The sequence below is a fragment of the Mesorhizobium sp. M0968 genome (assembly GCF_040319065.1).
In the GTDB taxonomy this organism is placed as follows: Bacteria; Pseudomonadota; Alphaproteobacteria; order Rhizobiales; family Rhizobiaceae; genus Mesorhizobium.
This window is the reverse complement of sequence record NZ_JAMYNL010000005.1, coordinates 93812-116442: the sequence shown is the minus strand read 5'-3', so window position 1 is coordinate 116442 and position 22631 is coordinate 93812. Positions and strand designations below refer to the sequence as shown.

The 22631-nt window shown below is 62.1% G+C and carries 21 protein-coding genes; 9 read left to right on the top strand and 12 right to left on the bottom strand.

Annotated features, from left to right (window positions below):
- Window positions 1-326 precede the first annotated feature (326 nt).
- Both NKH67_RS10790 and NKH67_RS10785 read left to right on the top strand, forming a co-directional pair.
- Window positions 327-1394, top strand: coding sequence for an aldo/keto reductase (locus tag NKH67_RS10790; RefSeq protein WP_352501601.1), 1068 nt, complete (start codon window positions 327-329; stop codon window positions 1392-1394).
- 48 nt (window positions 1395-1442) lie between these two features.
- On the top strand, window positions 1443-2708 hold the full coding sequence (locus tag NKH67_RS10785; protein ID WP_352501602.1) for a cysteine desulfurase-like protein: 1266 nt from the start codon (window positions 1443-1445) through the stop codon (window positions 2706-2708).
- Window positions 2709-2726: 18 nt separating this feature from the next.
- Here the strand turns inward: NKH67_RS10785 and NKH67_RS10780 are convergent, their stop codons facing one another.
- From NKH67_RS10780 to NKH67_RS10760, 5 genes are read right to left on the bottom strand one after another with little or no spacing between them, the layout of a single operon-like run.
- Window positions 2727-3758, bottom strand: a complete 1032-nt coding sequence (locus tag NKH67_RS10780; protein ID WP_352501603.1) for a histone deacetylase family protein — start codon at window positions 3756-3758, stop codon at window positions 2727-2729.
- Window positions 3755-4267 carry a GNAT family N-acetyltransferase gene (locus tag NKH67_RS10775; protein WP_352501604.1) on the bottom strand — a complete coding sequence of 171 codons (513 nt, stop codon included), beginning with the start codon at window positions 4265-4267 and terminating at the stop codon, window positions 3755-3757. The genes NKH67_RS10780 and NKH67_RS10775 overlap by 4 nt, the downstream gene beginning before the upstream one ends.
- Before the next feature lie 9 nt (window positions 4268-4276).
- Window positions 4277-5206 carry a 3,5-dioxohexanoate:acetyl-CoA acetone transferase gene (gene kce / locus NKH67_RS10770; RefSeq protein ID WP_352501605.1) on the bottom strand — a complete coding sequence of 310 codons (930 nt, stop codon included), beginning with the start codon at window positions 5204-5206 and terminating at the stop codon, window positions 4277-4279.
- Window positions 5207-5216: 10 nt separating this feature from the next.
- The gene (locus tag NKH67_RS10765; protein WP_352501606.1) at window positions 5217-6584 is read right to left on the bottom strand and encodes an aminotransferase family protein; all 1368 of its coding nucleotides are present in this window, start codon (window positions 6582-6584) and stop codon (window positions 5217-5219) included.
- A 1-nt stretch (window position 6585) separates the two neighbouring features.
- Window positions 6586-8226, bottom strand: coding sequence for a N,N-dimethylformamidase beta subunit family domain-containing protein (locus NKH67_RS10760; protein ID WP_352501607.1), 1641 nt, complete (start codon window positions 8224-8226; stop codon window positions 6586-6588).
- A 155-nt stretch (window positions 8227-8381) separates the two neighbouring features.
- On the opposite strand from NKH67_RS10760, the gene NKH67_RS10755 reads away from it, so the two are divergent.
- From NKH67_RS10755 to NKH67_RS10735, 5 genes are all read left to right on the top strand, one after another.
- Entirely contained in the window at window positions 8382-8630 is a 249-nt protein-coding gene (locus NKH67_RS10755) for a ParB N-terminal domain-containing protein (RefSeq protein WP_023674751.1), read from the top strand.
- Between the two features lie 121 nt (window positions 8631-8751).
- Complete coding sequence (locus tag NKH67_RS10750; RefSeq protein WP_352501609.1) at window positions 8752-9237, top strand: SRPBCC family protein; 486 nt, start codon at window positions 8752-8754, stop codon at window positions 9235-9237.
- A gap of 24 nt (window positions 9238-9261) precedes the next feature.
- Window positions 9262-10218 (top strand): alpha/beta fold hydrolase, encoded by a 957-nt coding sequence (locus NKH67_RS10745; RefSeq protein WP_352501610.1) that lies wholly within the window; start codon window positions 9262-9264, stop codon window positions 10216-10218.
- A 193-nt stretch (window positions 10219-10411) separates the two neighbouring features.
- Entirely contained in the window at window positions 10412-10810 is a 399-nt protein-coding gene (locus tag NKH67_RS10740) for a GFA family protein (protein ID WP_023674754.1), read from the top strand.
- A 118-nt stretch (window positions 10811-10928) separates the two neighbouring features.
- Window positions 10929-11141, top strand: coding sequence for a hypothetical protein (locus NKH67_RS10735; protein WP_023717422.1), 213 nt, complete (start codon window positions 10929-10931; stop codon window positions 11139-11141).
- Window positions 11142-11154: 13 nt separating this feature from the next.
- On the opposite strand, the gene NKH67_RS10730 is transcribed toward NKH67_RS10735, so the two are convergent.
- The gene (locus NKH67_RS10730) at window positions 11155-12069 is read right to left on the bottom strand and encodes a hypothetical protein (RefSeq protein WP_352501611.1); all 915 of its coding nucleotides are present in this window, start codon (window positions 12067-12069) and stop codon (window positions 11155-11157) included.
- A gap of 251 nt (window positions 12070-12320) precedes the next feature.
- Here NKH67_RS10730 and NKH67_RS10725 point away from each other — a divergent pair, with 251 nt between their 5' ends.
- Together NKH67_RS10725 and NKH67_RS10720 are read left to right on the top strand one after the other, a co-directional pair.
- A complete protein-coding gene (locus NKH67_RS10725) occupies window positions 12321-13340 on the top strand; it encodes a GH25 family lysozyme (protein ID WP_352501612.1) in 1020 nt (339 codons plus the stop codon).
- A gap of 205 nt (window positions 13341-13545) precedes the next feature.
- Window positions 13546-13944, top strand: coding sequence for an endonuclease domain-containing protein (locus NKH67_RS10720; RefSeq protein WP_352501613.1), 399 nt, complete (start codon window positions 13546-13548; stop codon window positions 13942-13944).
- A 224-nt stretch (window positions 13945-14168) separates the two neighbouring features.
- On the opposite strand, the gene NKH67_RS10715 is transcribed toward NKH67_RS10720, so the two are convergent.
- The 6 genes from NKH67_RS10715 to NKH67_RS10690 form a co-directional block, all read right to left on the bottom strand.
- Window positions 14169-15176 (bottom strand): DUF4238 domain-containing protein, encoded by a 1008-nt coding sequence (locus tag NKH67_RS10715; RefSeq protein WP_352614080.1) that lies wholly within the window; start codon window positions 15174-15176, stop codon window positions 14169-14171.
- 6 nt (window positions 15177-15182) lie between these two features.
- The gene (locus NKH67_RS10710) at window positions 15183-18947 is read right to left on the bottom strand and encodes a vitamin B12-dependent ribonucleotide reductase (protein WP_352501615.1); all 3765 of its coding nucleotides are present in this window, start codon (window positions 18945-18947) and stop codon (window positions 15183-15185) included.
- 641 nt (window positions 18948-19588) lie between these two features.
- Window positions 19589-20077 (bottom strand): NUDIX hydrolase, encoded by a 489-nt coding sequence (locus NKH67_RS10705; RefSeq protein WP_352501616.1) that lies wholly within the window; start codon window positions 20075-20077, stop codon window positions 19589-19591.
- Window positions 20078-20299: 222 nt separating this feature from the next.
- Window positions 20300-20800 carry a xanthine phosphoribosyltransferase gene (gene gpt / locus NKH67_RS10700; protein ID WP_352481145.1) on the bottom strand — a complete coding sequence of 167 codons (501 nt, stop codon included), beginning with the start codon at window positions 20798-20800 and terminating at the stop codon, window positions 20300-20302.
- 127 nt (window positions 20801-20927) lie between these two features.
- The gene (locus tag NKH67_RS10695; RefSeq protein ID WP_352474045.1) at window positions 20928-21761 is read right to left on the bottom strand and encodes a universal stress protein; all 834 of its coding nucleotides are present in this window, start codon (window positions 21759-21761) and stop codon (window positions 20928-20930) included.
- Window positions 21762-21839: 78 nt separating this feature from the next.
- On the bottom strand, window positions 21840-22589 hold the full coding sequence (locus tag NKH67_RS10690) for a competence/damage-inducible protein A (protein ID WP_352474047.1): 750 nt from the start codon (window positions 22587-22589) through the stop codon (window positions 21840-21842).
- Between the last annotated feature and the right edge of the window lie 42 nt (window positions 22590-22631).

Below are 22631 nucleotides of genomic sequence, written 5' to 3'. Positions count from 1 at the left end.
TGCAGTGCAGCATTCGCATGGCAGCCATGCTGCCCTGATCTTTTTTGACATAATTCGGCTGGTCCGGCGAAACTTCTGCGGCGCTTTGACCGTAGGCGTCTATGCCGGCACTTGGCCGGTTTTTTCCTCGCCATTCCTGGCGAACTTCCGGACTGCATGAAAATGCAGTCCGGCTTTTTATTAGCCGCAGGGATAAACCCTGTCCGCCGGCGTCCCGGGAAAGTCGTCTGACCTTCCATCCGTGGGCTTGGAAGCGGGCGACGCTTTCCTGTATGCTATTGCTTCCTCCTCGCGCAGCCGCGCAAAATTCCCGCCGGAGAAACTCCATGCACAAACGCCGTCTCGGCCAGACCGATCTTTTCGTGTCGCAAATCTGCCTCGGATCGATGACCTGGGGCCAGCAGAACACCGAGGCGGACGGTCACGCCCAGATGGATCTGGCGTTTGCTCGCGGCGTCAATTTCATCGACACCGCCGAACTCTATCCGATCCCGCCCAAGGCGGAGACACAAGGCCGTACCGAGACATTCATCGGCAATTGGATGAAGGCGAAGCGCAATCGCGACCAGGTGATCATCGCCTCGAAGGTAGTTGGTCGCACCGCCAACACTTGGTTTCGCGGCGACCGCCCGTCTAAGCTGGTGCGCGCCGATATCTTCGACGCTATCGATAAGTCACTCGCCAGGCTCAACACCGATTACATCGACCTCTATCAGATCCATTGGCCGGAACGCGACGTGCCGTGGGGCGCCAATCCGAACCGCATCGGCGCCGTACCGCGACGCTCCGATGCCGCCGGCGTGCCGGAAGGAGAGACGCCGATCGCCGAGACGCTTGCCGTATTTGATGAACTGGTGAAGGCCGGCAAGATCCGCCATTTCGGCCTGTCGAACGAGAATTCCTGGGGCGTCATGCGTTTCATCGCCGAAGCCGACAAGGGCCTCGGCCCGCGCGTCGCCTCGCTGCAGAACGCCTATAATTTCGTCAATCGCACCTTCGAGGTGAACCTTGCCGAAGTCTGCGAGCGCGAGCAGGTGTCGCTGCTTGCCTATTCGCCGCTGGCGCAAGGCTATTTGACCGGCAAATACGATCATGGCGCGCGGCCGCAGGGCTCGCGCTCGCAGTTGTTCAACCGCGGCCAGCGCTACGAGACTCCGAATGCTGCCGACGTGCAGCTCGAATACAACCGGTTGGCGCGCACCTTCGGCATGGAGCCGGCGCTGTTTGCCAATGCCTATGTCTCGAACCGGCCCTTGGTCACCTCGAACATCATCGGCGCCACCACCATTTCGCAACTCGAAATGGCGCTCTCTTCCGCCGACGTGGTCTGGACCGAGGACATGCAGAAAGCCGTTGATGCGATCCACCAGCGCGTCGGCAATCCGTGCCCTTGATGCGTCGGGACGCGGTTGTCCGATCGTCATAAGGAGAGGGGAACAGCCATGGACTTCTGGATCGACGCGGTGCGCGCGAAATTTCCGGCTTTGTCGCTGACCGACAAGGGCCGCCGGCGCATCTATCTCGACAATCCTGCCGGCACGCAGGTGCCGCAGTCGGTGGCCGACGCAGTATCGCGTTGCTTGCTGACCACGAATGCCAACCTCGGCGGCTTCTTCGACACCACCGTTGCAGCACAAGGCATCGGGGACGAGGCCCATCTGGCGATGGCGGATTTTCTCGGCGCTGCGAGCCCGCAGGAAATTATCATCGGTGCCAACATGACGACATTGACCTACCACATGTCGCGAACGCTCGGCCGCACGATGAAGCCCGGGGACGAGATCATCCTCACCCGCATGGACCATGAGGGCAACGTCTCGCCTTGGCTGCAACTGGCAGAAGACCTTGGCCTTGTCGTGCGCTGGCTGCCCTTCGACCAGCAGAGCTGGCAGATCGAAGAGGCGGCGCTCGCCGCGCTGCTTTCCGAGAGGACGCGGCTCGTCGCGCTCAACTACGCCAGCAATCTCACCGGGTCGATCAACCGGGTGAAGACGTTGACCGGCATCGCCAGGCGGGCTGGTGCGTTGGTCTACGTCGATGCCGTCCAGCTCGCGCCGCATGGCCTGATCGACGTCCAAAACCTCGGCTGCGATTTCCTGATCTGCTCGGCTTACAAGTTCTTCGGCCCGCATATGGGGATTTTGTGGGGCAGGCTGGACGTTATCGATGCGCTTAAGCCGTATAAATGCCGTTGCTCGTCCAATGCCTTGCCGGAGCGCTTCGAGCTCGGCACGCCGCAGATTGAATTGATGGCCGGCCTGTCGGCAGCTGTCGATTATTTTGCCGAGTTGGGCGCGGCAGCCGGCGCGCAAGGATCGCGTCGGCTGAAAATCGCCAAGGCCTTCGAAGTTTCAATCGCTTACGAGAACCCGCTGACGCGACAACTGATCGATGGCTTGTCGGATATTGCCGGCCTGACCATCCACGGCATCACCGATCCGAAGCGGATCAATGAGCGCGTGCCGACGGTGTCGTTCACCGTCGAGGGCATCGTGCCGGAGACGATCGTGCGGCAGATGAATGCGGAAAACATCTTCCTGTGGTCCGGCCACAACTACGCCTGGGAGATCGTCCACCAGCTCGGCATTCCGGCCGAGCAGGGCGTGGTGCGCATCGGCATCGCTCATTACAACACTGCAGCCGAGATCGACGAGACGCTGGAGAGCGTGCACCGCGTTGTCGCCATGCTGCGGCAGGAACGATCCTGAGCGGCCCTCGCGGGCGGATCATCGCTTGTGGGTGCCGCCAAAACCGGTGAGGAAGGCGGTGAGATTGTCGCCGAGCTCGTCGCAGAGATAGCCGCCTTCCTGGACGATGACCGTTGGCAGGCCGAGCCCGGCGATCACCTCGCCAATGCGCGAAAAACCAGGCGTGCTCACCGACAGCCCGCCGAACGGATCACCTTCGAAGGCGTCTAGCCCCAGCGCCACCACAAGCGCATCGGGCGAGAAGGCCTTGATGCGCTGGAACGCCATCGCCAGCGCTTCGAGGAACGCGGCGTCGCCGGATTTGCGCGCTAGCGGCAGGTTGAGATTGTAGCCGAGGCCGGCGCCTTCGCCGCGCTCGTCGCCATAGCCCCAGAAAAACGGGTAGAAGCGCACCGGGTCGGCATGCAGCGACACGGTGAGCACGTCCGGCCGGGCATAGAAGATGCCTTGCGTGCCGTTGCCGTGGTGCAGGTCGACATCGAGGATCGCCACCCGCGCCGCCTGCTTGCGCAGAACCTGTGCAGCGACGGCCGAATTGTTGACGAAGCAGAAGCCGCCGGCGACATCGGCAAAGGCGTGATGGCCGGGCGGCCGGCACAGCGCATAGGCGGCCGGCGCTCCCGACATCACCGCCGCGGCCGTTTCAACCGCGCTCCAGGCGCTCCAAAACGCGCTCTGCCACGTCTCGCCGGAGATCGGGCAGGCGGTGTCGGCCATGTGGTAGCCGGCCTGGCCGACCGCCGAGGCCGGATAGGAGCCGTTCCGCGCGATCGGATGGATATTGGGGATGACCTCGGCCGACGCGCCCTCGATGCGCTGCCAGCGCGCGAAGATATGCTGGAGAAAATAGAGATATTCCGGCGTATGCACCGCCGCAATCGGGCCGAGCCCGTGATCCCGCGGCCGTTCGATCGTGCAGCCGGCAGCCTTTGCGCCGGCCAACAATCGCTCGACCCGTTCCGGCTTTTCCGGATTGGGCTGCGGCGCGCCGCTCGAGAGGAACGCCTTCGGGTCGTGGCGCTTCTGTTCTTCGGCATAGAAGGCTTTCATGTTGGCTCCTCCGGTGCATCGGCAAAAGCGAAAAAGGCGTCGCCGACGATCTTCTGCACCTGCTCGTAGCTGGACCAGGCAATGCCCAATCGTTCGTAAAAAGCCTTGGCGGTCTCGTTGTCGGTATCGACGGACAGCCTGAGATAGGCGCCGCCGTTCTTCCGGCATTGCGCCGCGACTCGGCGCAGCAGGCGTTCGCCGATCCTGCGGCCACGAAAACGGTCCTCGACATAGAGGTCCTGCACATAGACGCCGGGCCGTCCCATCCATGTCGAGAAGATCGGGAAATACAGGCAAAGCCCGGCAAATTCGCCACCGATTTCGGCGATCAAGGTCGAGAAGGCAGGCTTTTCGCCAAAGCCATAGGTGCGGAGATCCTGAGCTGTCGAGGTGATCTCCTGATGTGCGCCGACATGCGCGCCGAGCCGCAGGAGCGCGGCGTGGATGGTTTCGACGTCCTCGACGGTCCCGGGCCGGATGACAATGTCTCTTGACGGTGGGTTGGTCACGGTCGCATCTCAGAACGCCACGCGGTCGCCGCCTTTGAGCGCCAGCATCTGCCGCGCCTCGGCCGGCGTCGCGACGTCCAGCGACAATCCGTCGAGCACGCCGCGGATGCGGCGCACCTGGTCGGCATTGGACTTGGCGAGCTGGCGCCCTTCGTAGAGGCTATCCTCCAGCCCGACGCGGACATTGCCGCCCATCGCCGCCGCAATCGAGATCATCGGCATCTGGTGGCGTCCGGCGGCCAGCACCGAAAACCGGTAGCTGTCGCCGAACAGTTTGTCGGCGATGCGCTTCATATGGATCAGGTTTTCTGGATCGGCGCCGATGCCGCCAAGAATGCCCAAAACAAACTGGATGAATAAAGGTCCGGACACCAGTCCACGATCGCGAAAATGCGCCAGCGAATAGAGATGGCCGACATCGTAGCACTCGAATTCGAAGCGCGTGCCGCAACCACGCCCGAGCTTCTCGAGCACCGTCTCCATGTCGGCAAAGGTGTTCTTGAAGATCGTGTCACGGGTAGCCTCGAGCAGCTTCGGCTCCCATTCGTGCTGCCATTCTCGCGGCCGCTCGAGCATCGGGAACAGCGCGAAATTCATCGAACCCATATTGAGCGAACACATTTCCGGCTCGGCCCTGAGCGGCGCGGCCAGCCGCTGGTCGAGCGTCATCAGCGACGATCCGCCGGTGGTGATGTTGATCACCGCGTCGGTCGCCTGCTTGATGCGCGGCAGGAACTGCATGAACACCTCGGGGTCGGCGGTCGGCCGCCCATCCCTAGGGTCGCGGGCATGAAGATGCAGGATCGAAGCGCCGGCCTCGGCGGCGGCGATCGCGTCTGCGGCGATCTGGTCCGGCGTCACGGGCAGATGCGGCGACATCGACGGGGTGTGTACCGACCCGGTGATGGCGCAGGTGATGATGACTTTTCGCGACGCCATGGTTCGTCTCTCAGCCTTCGACCGGCAGGTCGAGCTCGCCGGCCAGCACCTCGAGCGAGTCGCCGATGATGGATATGATCTCGCCGATCTGCGCGGCGGTGACGATCATCGGCGGCGCGACCATGAAATTGTCGCCGTCGACGCCGCCCTTGACCTTGCGTCCGTAGATGATCAGGCCGCGCTCATAGGCGAGGTCGAGCAGCCGCTGGGTGGCCTTCTTTGCAGGCTCGATCGGCCTCAGAGTGTCGGGATCCGCAAGCATCTCGGCACCGGTGAGCAGGCCCTTGCCACGGACGTCGGCGATGAATGGAAACCGCTTCGCCAATCGCTTCAACTCGTCCATCAAAAGCTCGCCCATGTCAGCCGCATTGGCGATCAGGCCGAGACGGTCCATTTCGCCGAGTACGGCGAGCCCGGCGGCGCAGGCGAGCGGGTTGCCGGCGTAGGTGTGGCCGTGCTGAAAGCCGCCCGACGCGAGCAATGGCTGCACCAGCCGCATCGGTGCCGCCAGCGCGCCGAGCGGCGCGTAGCCAGAGCCCAGCCCCTTCGACAGCGCGACGATGTCGGGCTTGCAGTTCCAGTGGTCGCCGCCGAGGAATTTTCCGGTGCGGCCGGCACCGCTCATCACTTCGTCATGGATGAGCAGGATGCCGTAGCGATCGCAGATCTCGCGGATGCGCGGATAGTAGCTGTCGGGCGCCACCAGTGCTGCCGTGGCAGCGCCGCCGACTGGCTCCATGATGAAGGCGAGCACGCTCTGCGGTCCCTCGGCGAGGATCTTTTCCTCCAGCATGTCGGCGTAGCGGATGCCGCGCTGTTCCATCGAAAGATTGTCGCGGTCGCGCCAGGCGATGGGCGCCGGCACGGTCGGCATCATCTGCATCATCGGCACAAATGTTTCGGACAGCGCATCGTCGCCGGTAACGGCGAGCGCGCCGAGCGTGCCGCCATGATAGGAGGGAAAGCGCGAGATCACCTTCCAACGGCTGGGCTGGCCGGTGGCGACCGCCCATTGCCGCGCCAGCTTGATGCAGGATTCGGTCGCTTCCGAGCCGCCGGAGACAAAGAAGATGCGGTCCATGCCCTCGGGGAGTTTGGCCGCCAGCTGCCGCGCGAGCTCCTCTGCCGGTTCGTTCTCGAAATGCAGACGGTAAGCGAAGGTGGCGCGGTCCATCTGCCGTTTCATCGCGTCGAGCACGTTGCGATTGGAGTGGCCGATATTGGCAACCATCGGACCGCTCGATCCGTCGATGAAGCGGCGGCCATCCTGCGTCCACATGTAGATGCCTTCGGCGCGGTCGATCATCGGCCGGCGCAGGCTGGATAGATAAAACAGATGCGAGGCTTCGCGAGTTTCCGGGGCAGGAGACTTCAACATGTCATGGCTTTCCAAGATAGCGGTCGAGGACATTTCTGGTGACGCGCTCGACAATCGCATCCTGCCTTAGCAGGCCGGCAACCCATTCGCAGCTTCCGGCGTGAAACACCTCGCCTTTGCCGCGCGGGAAATTGACGATCATGCCGTTGCCGCGTTTGACCTTGTCGAGGTTGGCATCGCTTGCCTCGCCGAACAGCGTCTCGGCGGTGAAGCGTCCGTCCTCGTCGCCGAGAAACTGGTCCTCGAACGCAATGTCGGCGCTTTCCTCGACCTGGCTCGCCATGCCGACGGCCAGCACTTGCAGGCCGTCCGGTGCACCGCTGTCGGGCTTGGGGTAGGGCAGGCCGCCGCGGATCTCGAAATCGAGCCCGTCGACCTCGTAGCCATAGACATGGCTGTCGGCGCCGAGCAGATCGCCATAGTAGATGCCGGTGCCGGCAAACGCCCAATGCTCCGGCCGGTAGACCGGAAAGCCGCGTACGCCGCGCGGCGCGCAGCCGCCCCAGCCGGCATAGACGCCTCTTGTCGCGTTGAGACCGAAGGTCGCGGCACCCGGCCGGCCGATTTCCGGCGCTTCCCAGGAATTGGTGGCGCGCCTTATATCGCCGCCGCGATAGGCCGGGTCCTCGGCACGGGCGCGGTATTTGTAGCAGACCTGCCGGCGGCCTTCGTCCTCCAGCCTGGTCTGCCACATGAAATTGCCGGCAAAGCGCGCCGCATGACCGCCGCGCTCGACATAGGTGTCGACCGCATCGCGCATTTCCCAGGTCCAATATTCGTCGTGGCCGACCAGGACGACGCAGTCATAGCCGTCGAGAATGTCAGGCGAAAAATGCAGATCGTGCTGGCTGGCGAGATCGACGGCGTAGCCGGCACGCTCGGCGAAGCGGAAGAAATGGCTGTCGTAGCTTGCCCAGCCGGACGAGGCGTATTTCTTCGAATGGCCGGTAGCAAAGGCCCATTCCATATGCGGATAGCGCGGCACGGTTTTCGGCGGCACGGCGACTTCGAGCGGCACGCGCGGCGCGTCCCTGGGCAGCACGACGAAGCCGCGGCACCACGGCCGTTGGGTCGACACCATTCGTGCATATTGGTCCCGGTCTGGCCCGGTGATGCCTTCGTAATGGTTGGAACCGCCCCATGTATTGTAGGCGAGCCAGGTGCCGGTGGCCGCCACCTGCAGCACACGGCCAGGCTTTTTGCCGGGCTGCGGCGCGATGATAAAAAGATGGTGGCAGCGGATCGGCTTGCCGTCCCGGCCATCTGCTTCAAGCGTGACGCGATAGGCGCCGGACGGCCAGTCGTCGCCGATGCGAAACTCGAACGACGCTTGCCAGCCGCAGCCTTCGACCGAACATTGGTCCGGCGTATCTTGCCAGCGCGCCGCGATTCCGGTCCCTTCGAACATTGTCGTTTCCGCGCCGCCGTCGCGGACGATCGCGATGCCGAAACTGGCGGCCGTCGAACTGACATGCAGTGCCACCATGTCGCCAGGACGGTAGGAAAAACGGTCGCTGTAGCACCAGATTTCGCCGCGCCCGCCATCCATCCCCGGCCATTCCCAGTAATGGCTGCGCACCGCCTGGCCTCGCTGCTCCGGCGTCAGTCCGAAATCGGGAAACTCGGTCGGCAGGTGGTTCATGGACACCGCTAAGGTCGAAGGCCGCCATTTCGGCCATCCGCCGGCCAAGCGTCAATTGGAAACGATCGGGCCAGCCATTGCCGGGCGCTCCCTTGGCGTTGCCGGACAAACAGACTATCTCACAAAACGCGGCCTTGTCCGCCACGGGAGCCGACATGCTGAGAGTGCAAAAGGTTAGGGTCAACGATATCTACGTACCGACGGCGCGCAAAAAGACGCTGCATCCCGAGACCGTCCGCCATCTGGCCGAGGACATTCTGGAAAACGGCATGAAGATGCCGATCCAAGTGCGCCATGACGGCAAGCGCCATATCCTGGTCGAAGGGTTGCATCGGCTGGAAGCGGCCAAGTGGCTCGGCGAGACCGAGATCGACGCCTATCTGGTGCAAGCCAAGCGCCACTGAAGCCACTTATTTCCGTCGTTCGAATCTCCTGTCCCGCGGATTTTTTCGCGGGCCGTGTCGGCTTGCGTCGTGTCGGTTCGTCCTAGACACGGAAGCCAAAACCGACGTGTGAGGAAACACCATGACCACCAAGCTCGACATCGCCCCCAACTCCGACCGCGAGCTGGTTCTCGCGCGCATCATCGATGCGCCGCACGAGAACGTCTATCGCTGCTGGACCGAGCCAAAGCTGTTGACGCAATGGTTCTCGCCGAAGCCGTGGATGACCCCGCGCGCCGAAATGGATGTGCGGACCGGGGGCTCCACCCTTGTCGTCCTGGCCGATCCCGACGGCAAGGAGTTCCCGAATCCAGGCATCTTCCTCGAAGTCGTACCGGGCAAAAAGCTCGTCTTCACCGATGCCTATACGAAGGCGTGGGAGCCGTCCGAAAAGCCGTTCATGACGGTCGTGCTGACCTTTGAGGACGAGGGCGAGGGTAAGACCCGCTACATTGCCCGCGTCGCGCATTGGTCGGTCGCCGACCGTGAACAGCACGAGAAAATGGGTTTTCACGAGGGCTGGGGCCAGTGCGCCGAACAGCTTGAGGAGGTCGCAAAGCGACTTTGATGCAAACGGGAGAGGGAGACTGACGTGTCCAGATCGGTATTTTTCGCCATATTCGCCTCGGCCGCCGCGCTATTTGCCGCGCCGGGCACCATCAACGCAGACGAGGCCAAGCCCGCCATGACGACCGCAACCGCAACACTGCCGACACCGGAAAAATCCGGCCTGCTGCCGATCAACGGCCTGAACTATTATTACGCCGTCTATGGCAAGGGCGAGCCGCTGCTTCTGCTGCATGGCGGTCTCGGCACGATCGACATGTTCGCGCCGATCCTGCCGAAGCTTACCGAGAACCGCACCGTGATCGGGGTCGACCTGCAGGGCCATGGCCGCACCGCGCTCGGCGACCGGCCGCTCAGCCTGGAGGCGATGGGCGACGACATGGCGGCGATCGTCAAGGCACTCGGCTACGCCAAGATCGACGTCATGGGTTATTCGCTGGGTGGCGGCGTCGCCTTCCGCATGGCCGTGCAGCATCCCGAAACGGTGCGCCGCCTGGTGCTGGTCTCGACCGGCTACGCCGCGGACGGCTTCTATGCCGAAATGCGTGGTCAGCAGGCACAAGTCGGTGCGGCGATGGCCGACATGATGAAGGACACGCCGATGTACAAATCCTACGTCGCGGTCGCGCCGCATCCGGAGGATTTTCCGAAACTGCTCGACCAGCTCGGCGCCTATATGCGCAAGGACTACGATTATTCCGCCGACGTGCCGAAGCTGAAAATGCCGGTCATGCTGGTGTTCGGCGACAGCGACATGTACCGGCCCGAGCACGAGATCAAGTTCTACCAGATGCTTGGCGGCGGGTTGAAGGACGCCGGCTGGATGCGCGAGAACCTGTCGCAAAACCGCCTGGCGATCCTGCCGAACCGCACCCACTACGACGTGTTCTTCGCGCCGGAACTGACAGCTGCCACGCTGCCGTTCCTCAATGGCGAGACCAAGGTCAAGACCTGGGATGAGGTCGTCAACGAAACGAACTGACGCCCAGTCAATTGTCTGCCGGCCGTCTCCTGCGCGATGGCCGGTTTTCATCTATGAGGCCTTGGCCGACGCATCGGGCCAATCGTGGATCGGCCGGATCACAGCTTTGGACGGCGCCATCAAAGCTTTTCAATTGACGCCGCCACGCCTATCGATAGGTATCGCCTATCCTCGCAGGGAAGGGACACGGGCGATGGCAAGATATCAGGGCGGGTGTTTGTGCGGTGCGGTGCGCTACCGTGCCGAGGCGGCACCGATCAATGAGCGCGTCTGCCATTGCCGGCTCTGCCAGAAGGCACTGGGTGCCGCCTTCAACGCGCGCGTGCTGTTCCGCATCGACGATGTGACAGTCGACGGACCGCTGGCGACGGTGAATTCCTCGCCCGATCTCAAGCGCGGCTTTTGTCCCCGCTGCGGCACGACGATGTTTTCCCGACGCGATTCCGCCGGCATCATCGGCATCACCACCGGCTCCCTCGATGATCCCTCGGTGTTCAGGCCTGAGATGCATATCTGGACCGCCTCGAAGCAGCCCTGGGTGCAGATCGATGACGGCCTGCCGCAATATGAAGGCGCGCCACCTCCGGCTTGAGGTGAAATCTGGACAAAATTTAATCCGAAGCGACACGAGATAGCCGGCAAAGCGTCATTGGCGGGCCATCATTGCTGCCTATCTATTGCGTGCGGGCGGCAGTCGAGGAGGCGACGGAATGAACGACAGCATCAACACCCTGGACGAGCTCTTGAGCGATCCGATGATCAAGCTGGTGATGGAGCGCGACCGCGTGCAGCCGGCAGAACTTCGTACGCTGCTCGAGGAAAAGGTCCGCCGGGCGGACGATGATGTGGCGGTCAACGATCGTTTTGTACCGCCGGCCCACCTGATGGCCACGACCTGCCACAAGCTGTGGCTGTGCGGCTAGGGTCTTGAAGCGGTCAGCCGGAATTTGCCGGCAAATAGCTGTAATGGCTGCGGAAATAAGCGAGCCTGAAGCCGAGGCCCGCATAGTTGCGATACGCCGGCCCGTCGCGTTCGGCGCGCGGCGCCTCGATGTCGGCCACGAACAGTTTTGCACCGGCCGCAAGTCCGTCGCGCACCATCGCTTCGCCAAGCATTGCATCGAGGTCGAAGCTCGGCGCCATGATGCCGGGAACCGGCGCGTCGATGCCGCTCCAGGCCATGCCGTCGGCACCGATGAACATCGAGCGCACCGCCGCCACCGCGCCGTCCCGCCGCAGCATGTAATGCTGCCAGCCGCGTCGGCCGGCCAGCGCCAGCAACCACGGTGAGGTCGGCAACCGATATTGGCTGTCGATGAACCCGGCCCATTCCCTTGCCGTTGCCGGCGTCACCCGCTCGACCGAGACGTTCTCAGTCGGGAAAAGCGGCTCCGCTGGCAATGGCGTAGCGTCGCGAAAGATGCGCTCCCAGCCGCCCTGACGTTGCAGGCCGCGCGCCTCGAGCCAGCAGCTGAGCGTCGCGGGCTCGGTGTGTGGGTTGGTGTAGAACCAGGGCCGCAGAATGCCGGCGTCGCGATAATGCGCCAGAAGCGCGTCGAGCCGGCTCTCGGTGGCTGCGCTATCGACACCGAAATTCTTGACGCAGTTGAAATGGATGAACGGGATCGTCGTGCAGGTGGTCCAGACGAGATCGCCATCTTCGGCGATGGCAAGGCCTTGCCTTGCGGCAAAGTCTGCCGGGGCGGCGCGATAGAGATCGAGCCAGGCATCGACCTCGGCGCGTTCGATGGTGCGGCTGAGATCGCCAGATATCTCGTCGACCCCGATGGCGGGCGAGCATGGCTCCGGCGGGACTACGGGCTGCAATTCTGACAGGGCGGCGGGCTGCATGACGTCCTCCACGTGGTGCCTTACACCGTAAGATTAGTAGAGACTAATCTCATGCCGTGAGTTGTCAAGCCGAGGCAGCGACGTGGCCGAACATTGGAGGGACAGCACACCTCCGCCCGGCCAACGTCCCGATGCAAAGCCCTAACAATTCGATTCAAACTTTGTTGGTAGTTTCTTGTTAGGAATCCAGCTTGGTTTGTCCGGCGGCGTTGTCCTGCCTTCGGTCTGTTGTGTTTTGCGTACAGGTCCAGATGCAGCTATCAGGCGTCGTCATCTTCTCGATCGCAGCGCTGTGCCTTGCCGGCTGCACGTCGACCTCCGGCGTCGATGCGCTGCAAGTGCCGTCCAGTGAGACCACCAGCTCGGTTGTGCGGCCACCCGCGCCGGTGGCATCTGCTGCGAAAACTGATGCTGCGCCCGCTTTTGCCGAACAGGAGCAGGACGAACAACAGGTCGCGATGGGCGCACCCGATCAGGACATCGATCCGCCGGCCGAGGTCATCGCGCTGATGTCGCCGCCGAAGCGGCTGACACGCGCAGCACCGGCGATGCTTGCCGAGCCGGTCACGCGCTATGGTTTTCGCGATGCCAAGCCGATCAATTTCGGTAAGTCCTCCTCGCCGAGGCGCCTTGCCGTCCACGGCGTCGACGTTTCGCGCTGGCAGGGCAATGTGAACTGGCAAAAGCTGCGCGCCCAGGGCGCCAACTTCGCCTACATCAAGGCCACCGACGGCGGCGATCATCTCGACCCGATGTTTACCAGGAACTGGCGCAATGCCGACGCTGCCGGCCTGAAGCGCGGCGCCTACCACTTCTTCTACTGGTGCCGCACCGCCGGCGAGCAGGCCGACTGGTTCATCCGCAACGTGCCGAGGGTCGAGGGCGCGCTGCCGCCGGTGATCGACGTCGAGTGGAACGGCGAATCCAGCTGCAAGCGCCGCCCGTCGCGGCAAAAGGTGCTGGAGAAGATGCAGGTGTTCATGGACATGCTCGAGCGCTACTACGGCCAGCGCCCGATCATCTACACCGCGCCTGACTTCTACCGTGACAATCTCAGGGGCGCCTTCCCAGATTATCCATTTTGGCTGCGCGCCGTGGCGGCGCACCCATCAAAGGTTTATCCCGGCCGCAAATGGCTGTTCTGGCAATATTCCGGCTCCGGCCTGTCGCACGGCGTAAGAGGCCGCATCGACCTCAACGTCTTCCACGGCGATGAGAAGGCGTGGCGCGACTGGGTTGGTGGAAGGCAGATGGTGGCCGAGGCGGAGTAGCGCGGCAGCTTCTTCCTTCTCCCCATGTGGGAGAAGGTGGATTGGCGCGCAGCGCCAAGACGGTTGAGGGGTGTTGGACGGAGTGCGTCGGTGCCAAGCTGGAGCACCCCTCATCCGACCTCGCTTCGCGAGGCCACCTTCTCCCACAAGGGGAGAAGGGATAGCGCTCGGTTTTCCACACTTGGTCTCAAATTCCTTGGACGTCATGCCCAGATTGGATACCCTCGTCCCATGCCGCACCAGCCCGTCGCGCCGACCAAGCGTCGTTTCGCCCGCTCTATGCGACGCGAGCCGACCGAGGCGGAAGACCCGCCTGTGGCATGAGCTGCGCGGACGCAAGCTCGACAGCATCAAATTCCGGCGTCAGGTCCCGGTCGGCCGGTTCATCGCCGATTTCGTTTGCGCCGAGGGCAGGCTGATTGTCGAGATCGACGGCAGCCAGCACGCGGATTCGGGCTATGATCGGGAGCGGGATGCCGAATTGAAGGCGAGGGGCTTTCGCGTGCTGCGCTTCTGGAACGATGACGTGCTGCGGGATCTGAACGCCGTCTGCGATACCATCATCGCCTACGTACGGGACGAGAGTTTGCGGCCTTGGCGGTAGCGCGCTCTTCCCTTCTCCCCCTGTGGGAGAAGGTGGCTCGGCGCGGAGCGCCGAGACGGTTGAGGGGTGTTGGACGGAGCGCCGCCGGTGCCAAGCTGGAGCACCCCTCATCCGACCTCGCTTCGCGAGGCCACCTTCTCCCACAAGGGTAGAAGGGAGAGGCGAACACGTCCCTCGCGGCTAGTCGCCGGCACGGATGATTTTGCCGCTGGTGGGGCTTAATTTTAAGCTACTTCAATTCGCGGGTGCTCACGCCAGTGAGGTTTTTCCTTCATTACTTTATGCGCAAAGGAAAAATCCTTCCTCCGTGCTGCGATAAATCTGTTGGCCCATTGTATTTGAAGAGCATTCAGAAAAATAAGGATGTCCTTGGATATCGGCGCGTATTGAGAATCGACAAGCATTGCGATTTTCATTTTTGCCTGTTCTAACCTTTCCTTCGCATCTAAAATCACTGACACACCGCTTTGAAGCGGAAGAGCGCCATCCACGAAAACCTTCAGTTGGATTTCACTTATTTTTTGCTCTGCCTTGGCACGTTCTTTATGAAAGCCGTCGATGATCGTAGGACACAAAAAACCTAGGACGAGATCCGAAGATATCGGTAAATAAATTTCGATCCCTGGTACACCCAGTCCAATATTTCCGTACGGTCCAAAGTCGTTGTAATTGTGCATTACGAGTGGATTGTCTGAGATGTATAATTCTCCGGCGCAACACTTTTTTAGCAAGATCAATTTCTTGGTTGTCAAGTGTCCTGCAATCTCATCCAATTTATCGAGGTTCATTTTAAGGAGACAAAATTTTTCATATTCTTCGTCCGAAAAATGCTCGGGAATGTCGTTCGTTTTCAGATCGGGGAACCGAAGTTTGACATCTTGAAATATGCCAGAGTAGCTTTGACGCGACGACTTCGAGCGAAGGTGCTGCACAACCACAAAACAACACAGCGTTGCCAAATCCATGGGGCTTAAGGCAGATACGGTCTCGTTAGCTATTATGCTTTCAAGAACAGGTTTTGCTAGGTTCTCTACGTGGGTGAACTTGCTTTCGAAATCCAGGTAAAAATTACCTTTTAAGCGGACTACATTATAATCCGCTTCGCCCATAATATTGCGTGGGTTAGTTCGAAATTCTTTGCAGGTCGATTTGTCAAAGACATGACATTGTCCTTCTGCGCAAAAATTGCGCAGAAGGAATTGTGGAACATAGTGCTGGTTCTCACGCGGCATCGATCCTCAGCTACACCCGCTCGTCGCCCCGCAAGTATCGCACTTCTCGCAAGTCCCGTTCCGCACCATCGTGAAGTTATGGCATTCCGAGCATTCGTTGCCGGTGTAGCCCTGCATCAGTGATTGCTGGCGCCGGTTGGCGGCAAGTGCTTTGGCTTCGGCTGCTTCTTTCGCCGCCTCGTCGGTGAACAGCTCCGTCGGGTCGGAGGCTTCCGCGTAGACGATGTCCTCGACCAGTTCCCTGGCGCGCTCCTCGTAGTCGCGCTTGTAGGCGATGGCTTCGTCGCTGGCCGGCTTCAGCGTCAGCACGTTGGAGCCGGAGAAGGCGGTCGGGGCGGTACGGGCCGGAGTTCCGGAGCCGGAACCCGCAAAGCCTTTCGGCTCGGCACCCATGCCCGACACCAGCTTGACCGGCGAGGCGCCGCGGGTCAGGCCCTTGGAGAAGGGCGTTGCCTTGCCTTCGTTGATGCCGCGCCCGAGCGCAGTCTTGTCGAAGTCCGACTGGTCGACATGGGCGAGGTCGTTGCGGCCGAGATAGGAGACGGCGAGTTCGCGGAAGACATAGTCGAGGATCGACGTGGCGTTCTTGATGGCGTCATTGCCTTGCACCATGCCGGCCGGCTCGAACTTGGTGAAGGTGAAAGCCTCGACATATTCGTCGAGCGGCACGCCATATTGCAGGCCGAGCGAGATGGCGATGGCGAAGTTGTTCATCATCGCCCGGAAAGCGGCACCTTCCTTGTGCATGTCGATGAAGATCTCGCCGAGGCGGCCGTCATCGAACTCGCCGGTCCTGAGATAGACCTTGTGGCCGCCGACGACCGCCTTCTGGGTATAGCCCTTGCGGCGGTTCGGCAGTTTCTCGCGGTCGCGGTAGAGACGCTCGACGACGCGCTCGACGATCTTCTCGGTCACCTGCACCGCGCGCTGCGCGGCCGGCGCCGCGATCAGCTGCTCGATGGCTTCGTCCTCGTCGTCTTCGACGTCGGCAAGCAGCGAGGCGTTGAGCGGCTGCGACAGCTTCGAGCCGTCGCGATAGAGCGCGTTGGCCTTCAGCGCCAGCTTCCACGACAGCATGTAGGCGCCCTTGGCATCTTCCACCGTTGCGTCGTTCGGCATGTTGATGGTCTTGGAAATGGCGCCGGAAATGAAGGGCTGCGCCGCCGCCATCATCATGATGTGGCTGTTGATCGACAGCGAACGCTTGCCGATCTTGCCGCACGGGCTGGCGCAGTCGAACACCGGCAGGTGTTCGGCCTTCAGGAACGGCGCGCCTTCCAGGGTCATGGCGCCGCAGACATGAATGTTGGCGGCCTCGATTTCTTTTCGCCCGAAGCCTAAGTTTGGTAGCATCTCAAACGAGAAGTCGTTGAGCTGCTCGTCGGTGAACCCAAACGTTTCCTTCACCCAGTCCGCGCCTAGCGTCCACTGGTTAAATACAAACTTAATGTCAAAAGCCGACTTTAGAGCAGAATTTAGAGCTTCAATTTTGTCATCACTAAAGCCCTTAGCTCGTAGCGTGCTAGGATTGATACCCGGTGCTTGATTTAGATTACCGTGTCCAACTGCATAGGCCTCGATCTCTGCAATTTGAGCCTCTGAGTATCCTAATGTCCTAAGCGCTTCCGGCACGGCGCGGTTGATGATCTTGAAATAGCCGCCGCCGGCGAGCTTCTTGAACTTCACCAGCGCGAAATCGGGCTCGATGCCGGTGGTGTCGCAATCCATGACCAGGCCGATCGTGCCGGTCGGCGCGATCACGGTCGCCTGCGCATTGCGGTAGCCATGCTCCTCGCCAAGCTCGATGGCGCGGTCCCAGGCGGCCTTGGCATGGTCGGCAAGCTCCTGCTGCTTGAGATCCGAGGCGACCAGCGGCACCGGGTTGACGGCGAGCTTCTCGTAGCCGTCCCTTTCGCCATAGGCCGCGCGGCGGTGGTTGCGCATGACGCGCAGCATGTTCTGCGCATTGCGGTCGTAGTCGGGGAAGGCGCCGAGCTCGGCGGCCATTTCGGCCGAAGTGGCATAGGCCGTGCCGGTCATGATCGCGGTGAGGGCGGCGCAGATGGCGCGGCCCTCGTCGGAATCATAGGGAATGCCCGAGGTCATCAGCAGGCCGCCGATATTGGCGTAGCCGAGGCCGAGCGTGCGGTACTCGTAGGAAAGCTTGGCGATCTCCTTCGAGGGGAACTGCGCCATCATGACGGAGATTTCCAGCACCATGGTCCACAGCCGCACCGTGTGCTCGTAGGCTGATATGTCGATGGTGCCGTCGGTGTTGCGATAGGGCAGAAGGTTGATCGAGGCCAGGTTGCAGGCGGTGTCGTCGAGGAACATGTATTCCGAGCACGGGTTGGACGCACGGATCGCACCGGCCGAGGCGCAGGTGTGCCAGTCGTTCATCGTCGTGTTGAAATGCAGGCCCGGATCGGCCGATGCCCAGGCCGCATAGCCGATCTTTTCCCAGAGATCGCGCGCCTTCAGCGTCTTCAGCACCTTGCCGTCCTTGCGAGCGGTGAGATGCCAGTCGCCGTCCTGCTCGACGGCGCGCAGGAAATCGTCCTTCAGCGACACCGAATTGTTGGAATTCTGGCCGGAAACCGTGAGATAGGCGTCCGAATCCCAGTCGGTGTCGTAGGTCTTGAACGACATCGAGGTGTAGCCCTGCTTTGCAAACTGGATGACGCGGTAGATGTAGTTCTCCGGCACCGCGTCCTTCTTGGCCGCCTTGATCTCGCGCTTCAGTGCGGTGTTGACCGCCGGGTCGAAGCAATCGTCGCCATTGCCTTCGCAGTTGATGCAGACCTTCATGATCGCTTCGAGATGCTTCTTGACGATCTTCGAGCCGGTGACCAGCGAGGCGACCTTCTGCTCCTCATTGACCTTCCAGTCGATGAATTCCTCGATATCTGGGTGATCGGCGTCGACGATGACCATTTTCGCGGCGCGACGCGTCGTGCCGCCCGACTTGATGGCGCCCGCCGCGCGGTCGCCGATCTTGAGGAAGCTCATCAGCCCCGACGAGCGGCCGCCGCCCGACAGCTTTTCGCCTTCGCCGCGCAGGAACGAGAAGTTGGAGCCGGTGCCGGAGCCATATTTGAACAGGCGCGCCTCACGCACCCACAAATCCATGATGCCGCCTTCGTTGACGAGGTCGTCCTGCACGCCCTGGATGAAGCAGGCATGCGGCTGCGGATGCTCGTAGGAAGACTTCGACTTGGTCAGCTTGCCGGTGAACGGGTCGACATAGAAGTGGCCCTGGCTCGGGCCGTCGATGCCATAGGCCCAGTGCAGGCCGGTGTTGAACCATTGCGGCGAGTTCGGCGCGACGCGCTGGGTGGCCAGCATATAGGCGAGCTCGTCGCGGAAGGCGCGCGCGTCTTCCTCCGACTTGAAGTAGCCGCCCTTCCAGCCCCAATAGGTCCAGGTGCCGGCAAGCCGGTCGAAGACCTGGCGGGCGTCGGTCTCGGAACCGTAGCGCTCGGCTTCCGGCAGCTTGGCCAGTTCAGCCTCGTCGGCGACCGCGCGCCACAGGAAGGAGGGGACTTGCGTCTCTTCGACCTTCTTCAGCCGTGCGGGAACACCCGCCTTGCGGAAATATTTCTGCGCCAGGATATCGGCGGCAACCTGGGAGAACTGCGCCGGCACGTCGATGTTGTCCAAGCGGAACACCACCGAGCCATCCGGATTCTTGATCTCCGAAAGCGCCTTGCGGAATTCGATCTCCGCATAAGCTGATTGCCCTGGCTTGGTGAAACGACGCTCGATGCGCATTGGTCCGGTCCCTTTTGTCTACATATAGCGCTTTTCCCAGAGGATTTCTGCCCTCTTGACGAAACGCGCATGTCCGCCGTCTGCCGGCGTTCGAAACCCGCCGGCTCTCATCTTCACAGTCTCCGCCGCCCTGCCGGTCGAACCTCTTGCGAGGCCGCTGTCCGACGCGCTCACGGACCCTGCGGGTCCCTCAAAACTGAAAACTTTTTGTAACGCCCTCGGTCGAGGGAACTTCACATTATCTAGCGTCGAACCTACCTGCAAACACTAAATATAGTATTAACAGACAATTTATTCAAGTCCGACAATCCTCCCCTTTCGCCCCCCAAGGCTTCAAAATCCCACGCATTCGCCGGCCTCGTAAACAGGCGGGAATGCGGATCAAAACGCACATATTCCGGGAAAAAGACCGGCCTCGAAACTTTTCCGGTCGCACTCTCAACAAGAGCGCATGGCCTATAAAAGGCGACTCGTTTTGCGCCGTCAAGGATTCGTTTGCGTAGTTTTTATGACCCCAACATCTTGTGTGTCACATATGTGGATAACGGGGATAGAAGCGGAGCGCGGCGAGGAAGGGTCGGCGCCGCGCGGAGGTGCTTCGGCGTTCGCGGCACCTGACCGCGGCTATGCGCCGCTCGGGCTCAGGAGAACCGGCGTGGATCGGCGCAGAAATGGGCGATGATCTGGCGAAGATCCGGTTCATGCACCATGCCCACGGCCTCGGCGGCGCTGACCCACTTGCGGGTGCGTGCCCGCTTTTCCTTCCAGCGGTCGGCGACCTTGTCGACCTGCAGCGGGAACACCAGCACCTCGCACGGCACTTCCTCGCCGGAATCCAGCACCTTGGCGTAGAAATAGCGGCCGGCCTCGTGATGCGAGATCGTGCCGCGCAGCCCGGCCTCCTCGCCGGCTTCGCGCGCCGCCGCCTCGCAAAGCGGCTCCTTTGCTTCCGGCCAGCCCTTGGGAAGCACCCAGCGGCCGGTATCGCGGCTAGTGATCAGCATGATTTCGACGCCGTCGCCGCCATCGCGCCAGGGCAGCGCTGCAACCTGCAGGCGGGACGGCACCGTGCCGAAGAGTCGTCGGACCCGTTCGGCCTTATGGTTGTGCGTCGTTGGCCTCGTCAACATCGGAGAAGCTTGCCCCAGCTTCCAGAATCATTTGCCGTCTCACGAATCTTACGGCTAATTATAAGCAATGAAAGTAAAAAATGTTTCACGGATCGGCCAGATTCCGTCAATCTGCGCCGATCTCAGCCTAATGGCGCGACTGCAGCAGCGTCGCGCCACGCCTTTATCGGTGTGCCGAGGTCCCCTGGGCGGACTCGGTGCATCAAGCGGCTTTGCCGCGAATCAGCCGGCGTGGTCATCGGCGATCGGCTTCTGGTAGGTGAAGCCCATGTCCCAGGGGAAATAGATCCAGGTGTCCTGGCTGACCTCGGTGACGAAAGTGTCGACCATCGGCCTGCCTTTCGGCTTGGCATAGACGGTGGCGAAATGCGCCCTGGGCATCATCGCGCGCACGATGCCTGCCGTCTTGCCGGTGTCGGTCAGGTCGTCGATGATCAGCACGCCGGCCCCGTCATCGGCGAGCAGCGCCGGCGTGACCTCCTTCAGCACCTGCAATTGCCCCTGGCTGGTATAATCGTGGTAGGAGGCGACGCAGACCGTCTCGATGATGCGGATGCCAAGCTCGCGCGAAATAATGGCGGCCGGAACCAGGCCGCCGCGCGTGATGCAGACGATCGCCTTCCATTGCCCCTTGTTGGCGCCGGCAAGCCGCCAGGCGAGCGCGCGCGCATCGCGGTGGAACTGGTCCCAGGAGACCGGGAAGGCTTTTTCGGGCAGGGACATCTTTCGCGCACTCCGCAAAGCGCGCATCGCGCGCAGACACTATGGAATGCGCGCGGAATTAACTGGAAAGGCTTCGCTTTGGCAAGGGCGCGGCAAAGCGATTGTCCTGCCAGCTATCCCTGTGAACCTACCGCGACAGGAAAGCCGCCACCGGGGCGGTGCGCAGCACCGTTCGCGTCACCCCGCCGAACAGCAGCTGGCGCAGCCAGGAATGGCTGTAGGCGCCGAGCACGAGCAGGTCCGCACCCGACTCGGCGACCCTGGTCTGGATGATGTCGTCGACCGAGGCGCCGCCGGACCTCAGCACCGAGACGCTGACGGTCGCGCCATGCCTGGACAGCGAGGCGGCGATCTCGGCGCCGGCTGTTTCCGGCGCCTCGTCGAGCGTATCGGGCGGGTCGATGACGACGATGTCCGTCTTTTCGGCCTCGATAATGAAGGGCAGGGCATCGAAGGCCGCGCGCGCGGCTTCCTTGCTGCCGTTCCAGGCGAGCAGCACATGCTTGAAGCTGGTCACCAGCGAACCCGAATGCGGTACCACCAGCACCGGCCGGCCGGCATCGTAGACCAGGGTGTCGACGTCGGCGCTCGGGTCGCTGCCCGATTCGCGCTGCGCGGCGATGATCAGGTCCGCGGTGCGAACGGTCGAGATGCCGGTCAGCGCACTGTCGCCGGAAAAACTCTCGAGACTGCGCCACTCGAACGACAGGCCGGAATTCTCGATGCGCTTGTGAAAGGCGGCCTGCAACTTCTCGGCGCGCTCCCGGTTCATATCGGCGGAAACCTGCAGGAACTCGGTGTCCGGAAAGCCGGTGGCAGAGGTGTAGGGCACGGGCAGCGCCTCGGCATGGATGCCGATCAGATGGCTCTGGAATCGGCTGGCCAGCGGGATCGCGCAGTCGAGGACGCGCTCGGCATCCGGTTCATTCTGCAATATGGCGACGATGGTCTTGAAGCGCATGGCAGTCCCTCACTTCATACGGCGATCCCACTCGTGACAAACGTCACTGCGCGATGCTGGTTCCGTCAGGCCGGCCGATCAGCCCACTCGGCTTTCCTTGATCAAGCCAGCCACCATAGCCTCTACGTCGGCGCGTGCGGAGTCCAGCGCCTGCTGGCTGCGGGCGCGCACCACCAGTTCCGTCCAGAACTTGCCGTCGCCATATTTCGGGTAGGAGCCGATGATCGTGTCCGGGTGCGCCTTCTGGATGTCGCCCAGCGGCCCGCCGATCAGGCCTTCGCCGAACGGGCATTCCACGGTTGCCGACAGCATTTTGGTGCCGGCCCGCAATGTCGGCACGACATTGTCGAGCATCGCCTGGAAAATCGCCGGCACGCCAGCCATGACATGGACGTTGCCAATGCGAAAGCCCGGCGCAACCGACACTGGATTATCGATGTGGTCTGCCCCGCGCGGCATCCGCGCCATGCGTTTGCGCGCTTCGGTGTATTCGATGCCGCGGGCGGCGTAGCTTGCCTCCAGCAGCGCGTAGGCCTTGGCGTCGTATTCGCATGGCACGCCAAAGGCCTTGGCAACCGAATCGGCGGTGATGTCGTCATGCGTCGGGCCGATGCCGCCGGTGGTGAAGACATAAGCATAGCGGGTGCGCAGCGCATTCACCGCAGCGACGATCTCGTCTTCCTCGTCCGCAACGATGCGCACTTCCTTCAGGTCGATGCCGATCGCCGTCATGATGTCGGCGAGGTGGCCGATGTTCTTGTCCTTGGTTCGGCCGGACAGAATCTCGTCGCCGATGACGAGCATGGCGGCGGTGACGATTTCGGTCATGGCAGGCTCCGGCAAACGGGTCGCCTGAGATAGCGCGGCAAA

Bases quoted from the DNA above. Each gene is read 5' to 3' on its own strand.
- NKH67_RS10790 (WP_352501601.1), top strand. From the start codon at position 327: ATGCACAAACGCCGTCTCGGCCAGACCGATCTTTTCGTGTCGCAAATC.
- NKH67_RS10785 (WP_352501602.1), top strand. From the start codon at position 1,443: ATGGACTTCTGGATCGACGCGGTGCGCGCGAAATTTCCGGCTTTGTCG.
- NKH67_RS10780 (WP_352501603.1), bottom strand. From the start codon at position 3,758: ATGAAAGCCTTCTATGCCGAAGAACAGAAGCGCCACGACCCGAAGGCG.
- kce (WP_352501605.1), bottom strand. From the start codon at position 5,206: ATGGCGTCGCGAAAAGTCATCATCACCTGCGCCATCACCGGGTCGGTA.
- NKH67_RS10765 (WP_352501606.1), bottom strand. From the start codon at position 6,584: ATGTTGAAGTCTCCTGCCCCGGAAACTCGCGAAGCCTCGCATCTGTTT.
- NKH67_RS10760 (WP_352501607.1), bottom strand. From the start codon at position 8,226: ATGAACCACCTGCCGACCGAGTTTCCCGATTTCGGACTGACGCCGGAG.
- NKH67_RS10755 (WP_023674751.1), top strand. From the start codon at position 8,382: ATGCTGAGAGTGCAAAAGGTTAGGGTCAACGATATCTACGTACCGACG.
- NKH67_RS10750 (WP_352501609.1), top strand. From the start codon at position 8,752: ATGACCACCAAGCTCGACATCGCCCCCAACTCCGACCGCGAGCTGGTT.
- NKH67_RS10740 (WP_023674754.1), top strand. From the start codon at position 10,412: ATGGCAAGATATCAGGGCGGGTGTTTGTGCGGTGCGGTGCGCTACCGT.
- NKH67_RS10735 (WP_023717422.1), top strand. From the start codon at position 10,929: ATGAACGACAGCATCAACACCCTGGACGAGCTCTTGAGCGATCCGATG.
- NKH67_RS10730 (WP_352501611.1), bottom strand. From the start codon at position 12,069: ATGCAGCCCGCCGCCCTGTCAGAATTGCAGCCCGTAGTCCCGCCGGAG.
- NKH67_RS10725 (WP_352501612.1), top strand. From the start codon at position 12,321: ATGCAGCTATCAGGCGTCGTCATCTTCTCGATCGCAGCGCTGTGCCTT.
- NKH67_RS10720 (WP_352501613.1), top strand. From the start codon at position 13,546: ATGCCCAGATTGGATACCCTCGTCCCATGCCGCACCAGCCCGTCGCGC.
- NKH67_RS10715 (WP_352614080.1), bottom strand. From the start codon at position 15,176: ATGCCGCGTGAGAACCAGCACTATGTTCCACAATTCCTTCTGCGCAAT.
- NKH67_RS10710 (WP_352501615.1), bottom strand. From the start codon at position 18,947: ATGCGCATCGAGCGTCGTTTCACCAAGCCAGGGCAATCAGCTTATGCG.
- NKH67_RS10705 (WP_352501616.1), bottom strand. From the start codon at position 20,077: ATGTTGACGAGGCCAACGACGCACAACCATAAGGCCGAACGGGTCCGA.
- gpt (WP_352481145.1), bottom strand. From the start codon at position 20,800: ATGTCCCTGCCCGAAAAAGCCTTCCCGGTCTCCTGGGACCAGTTCCAC.
- NKH67_RS10695 (WP_352474045.1), bottom strand. From the start codon at position 21,761: ATGCGCTTCAAGACCATCGTCGCCATATTGCAGAATGAACCGGATGCC.
- NKH67_RS10690 (WP_352474047.1), bottom strand. From the start codon at position 22,589: ATGACCGAAATCGTCACCGCCGCCATGCTCGTCATCGGCGACGAGATT.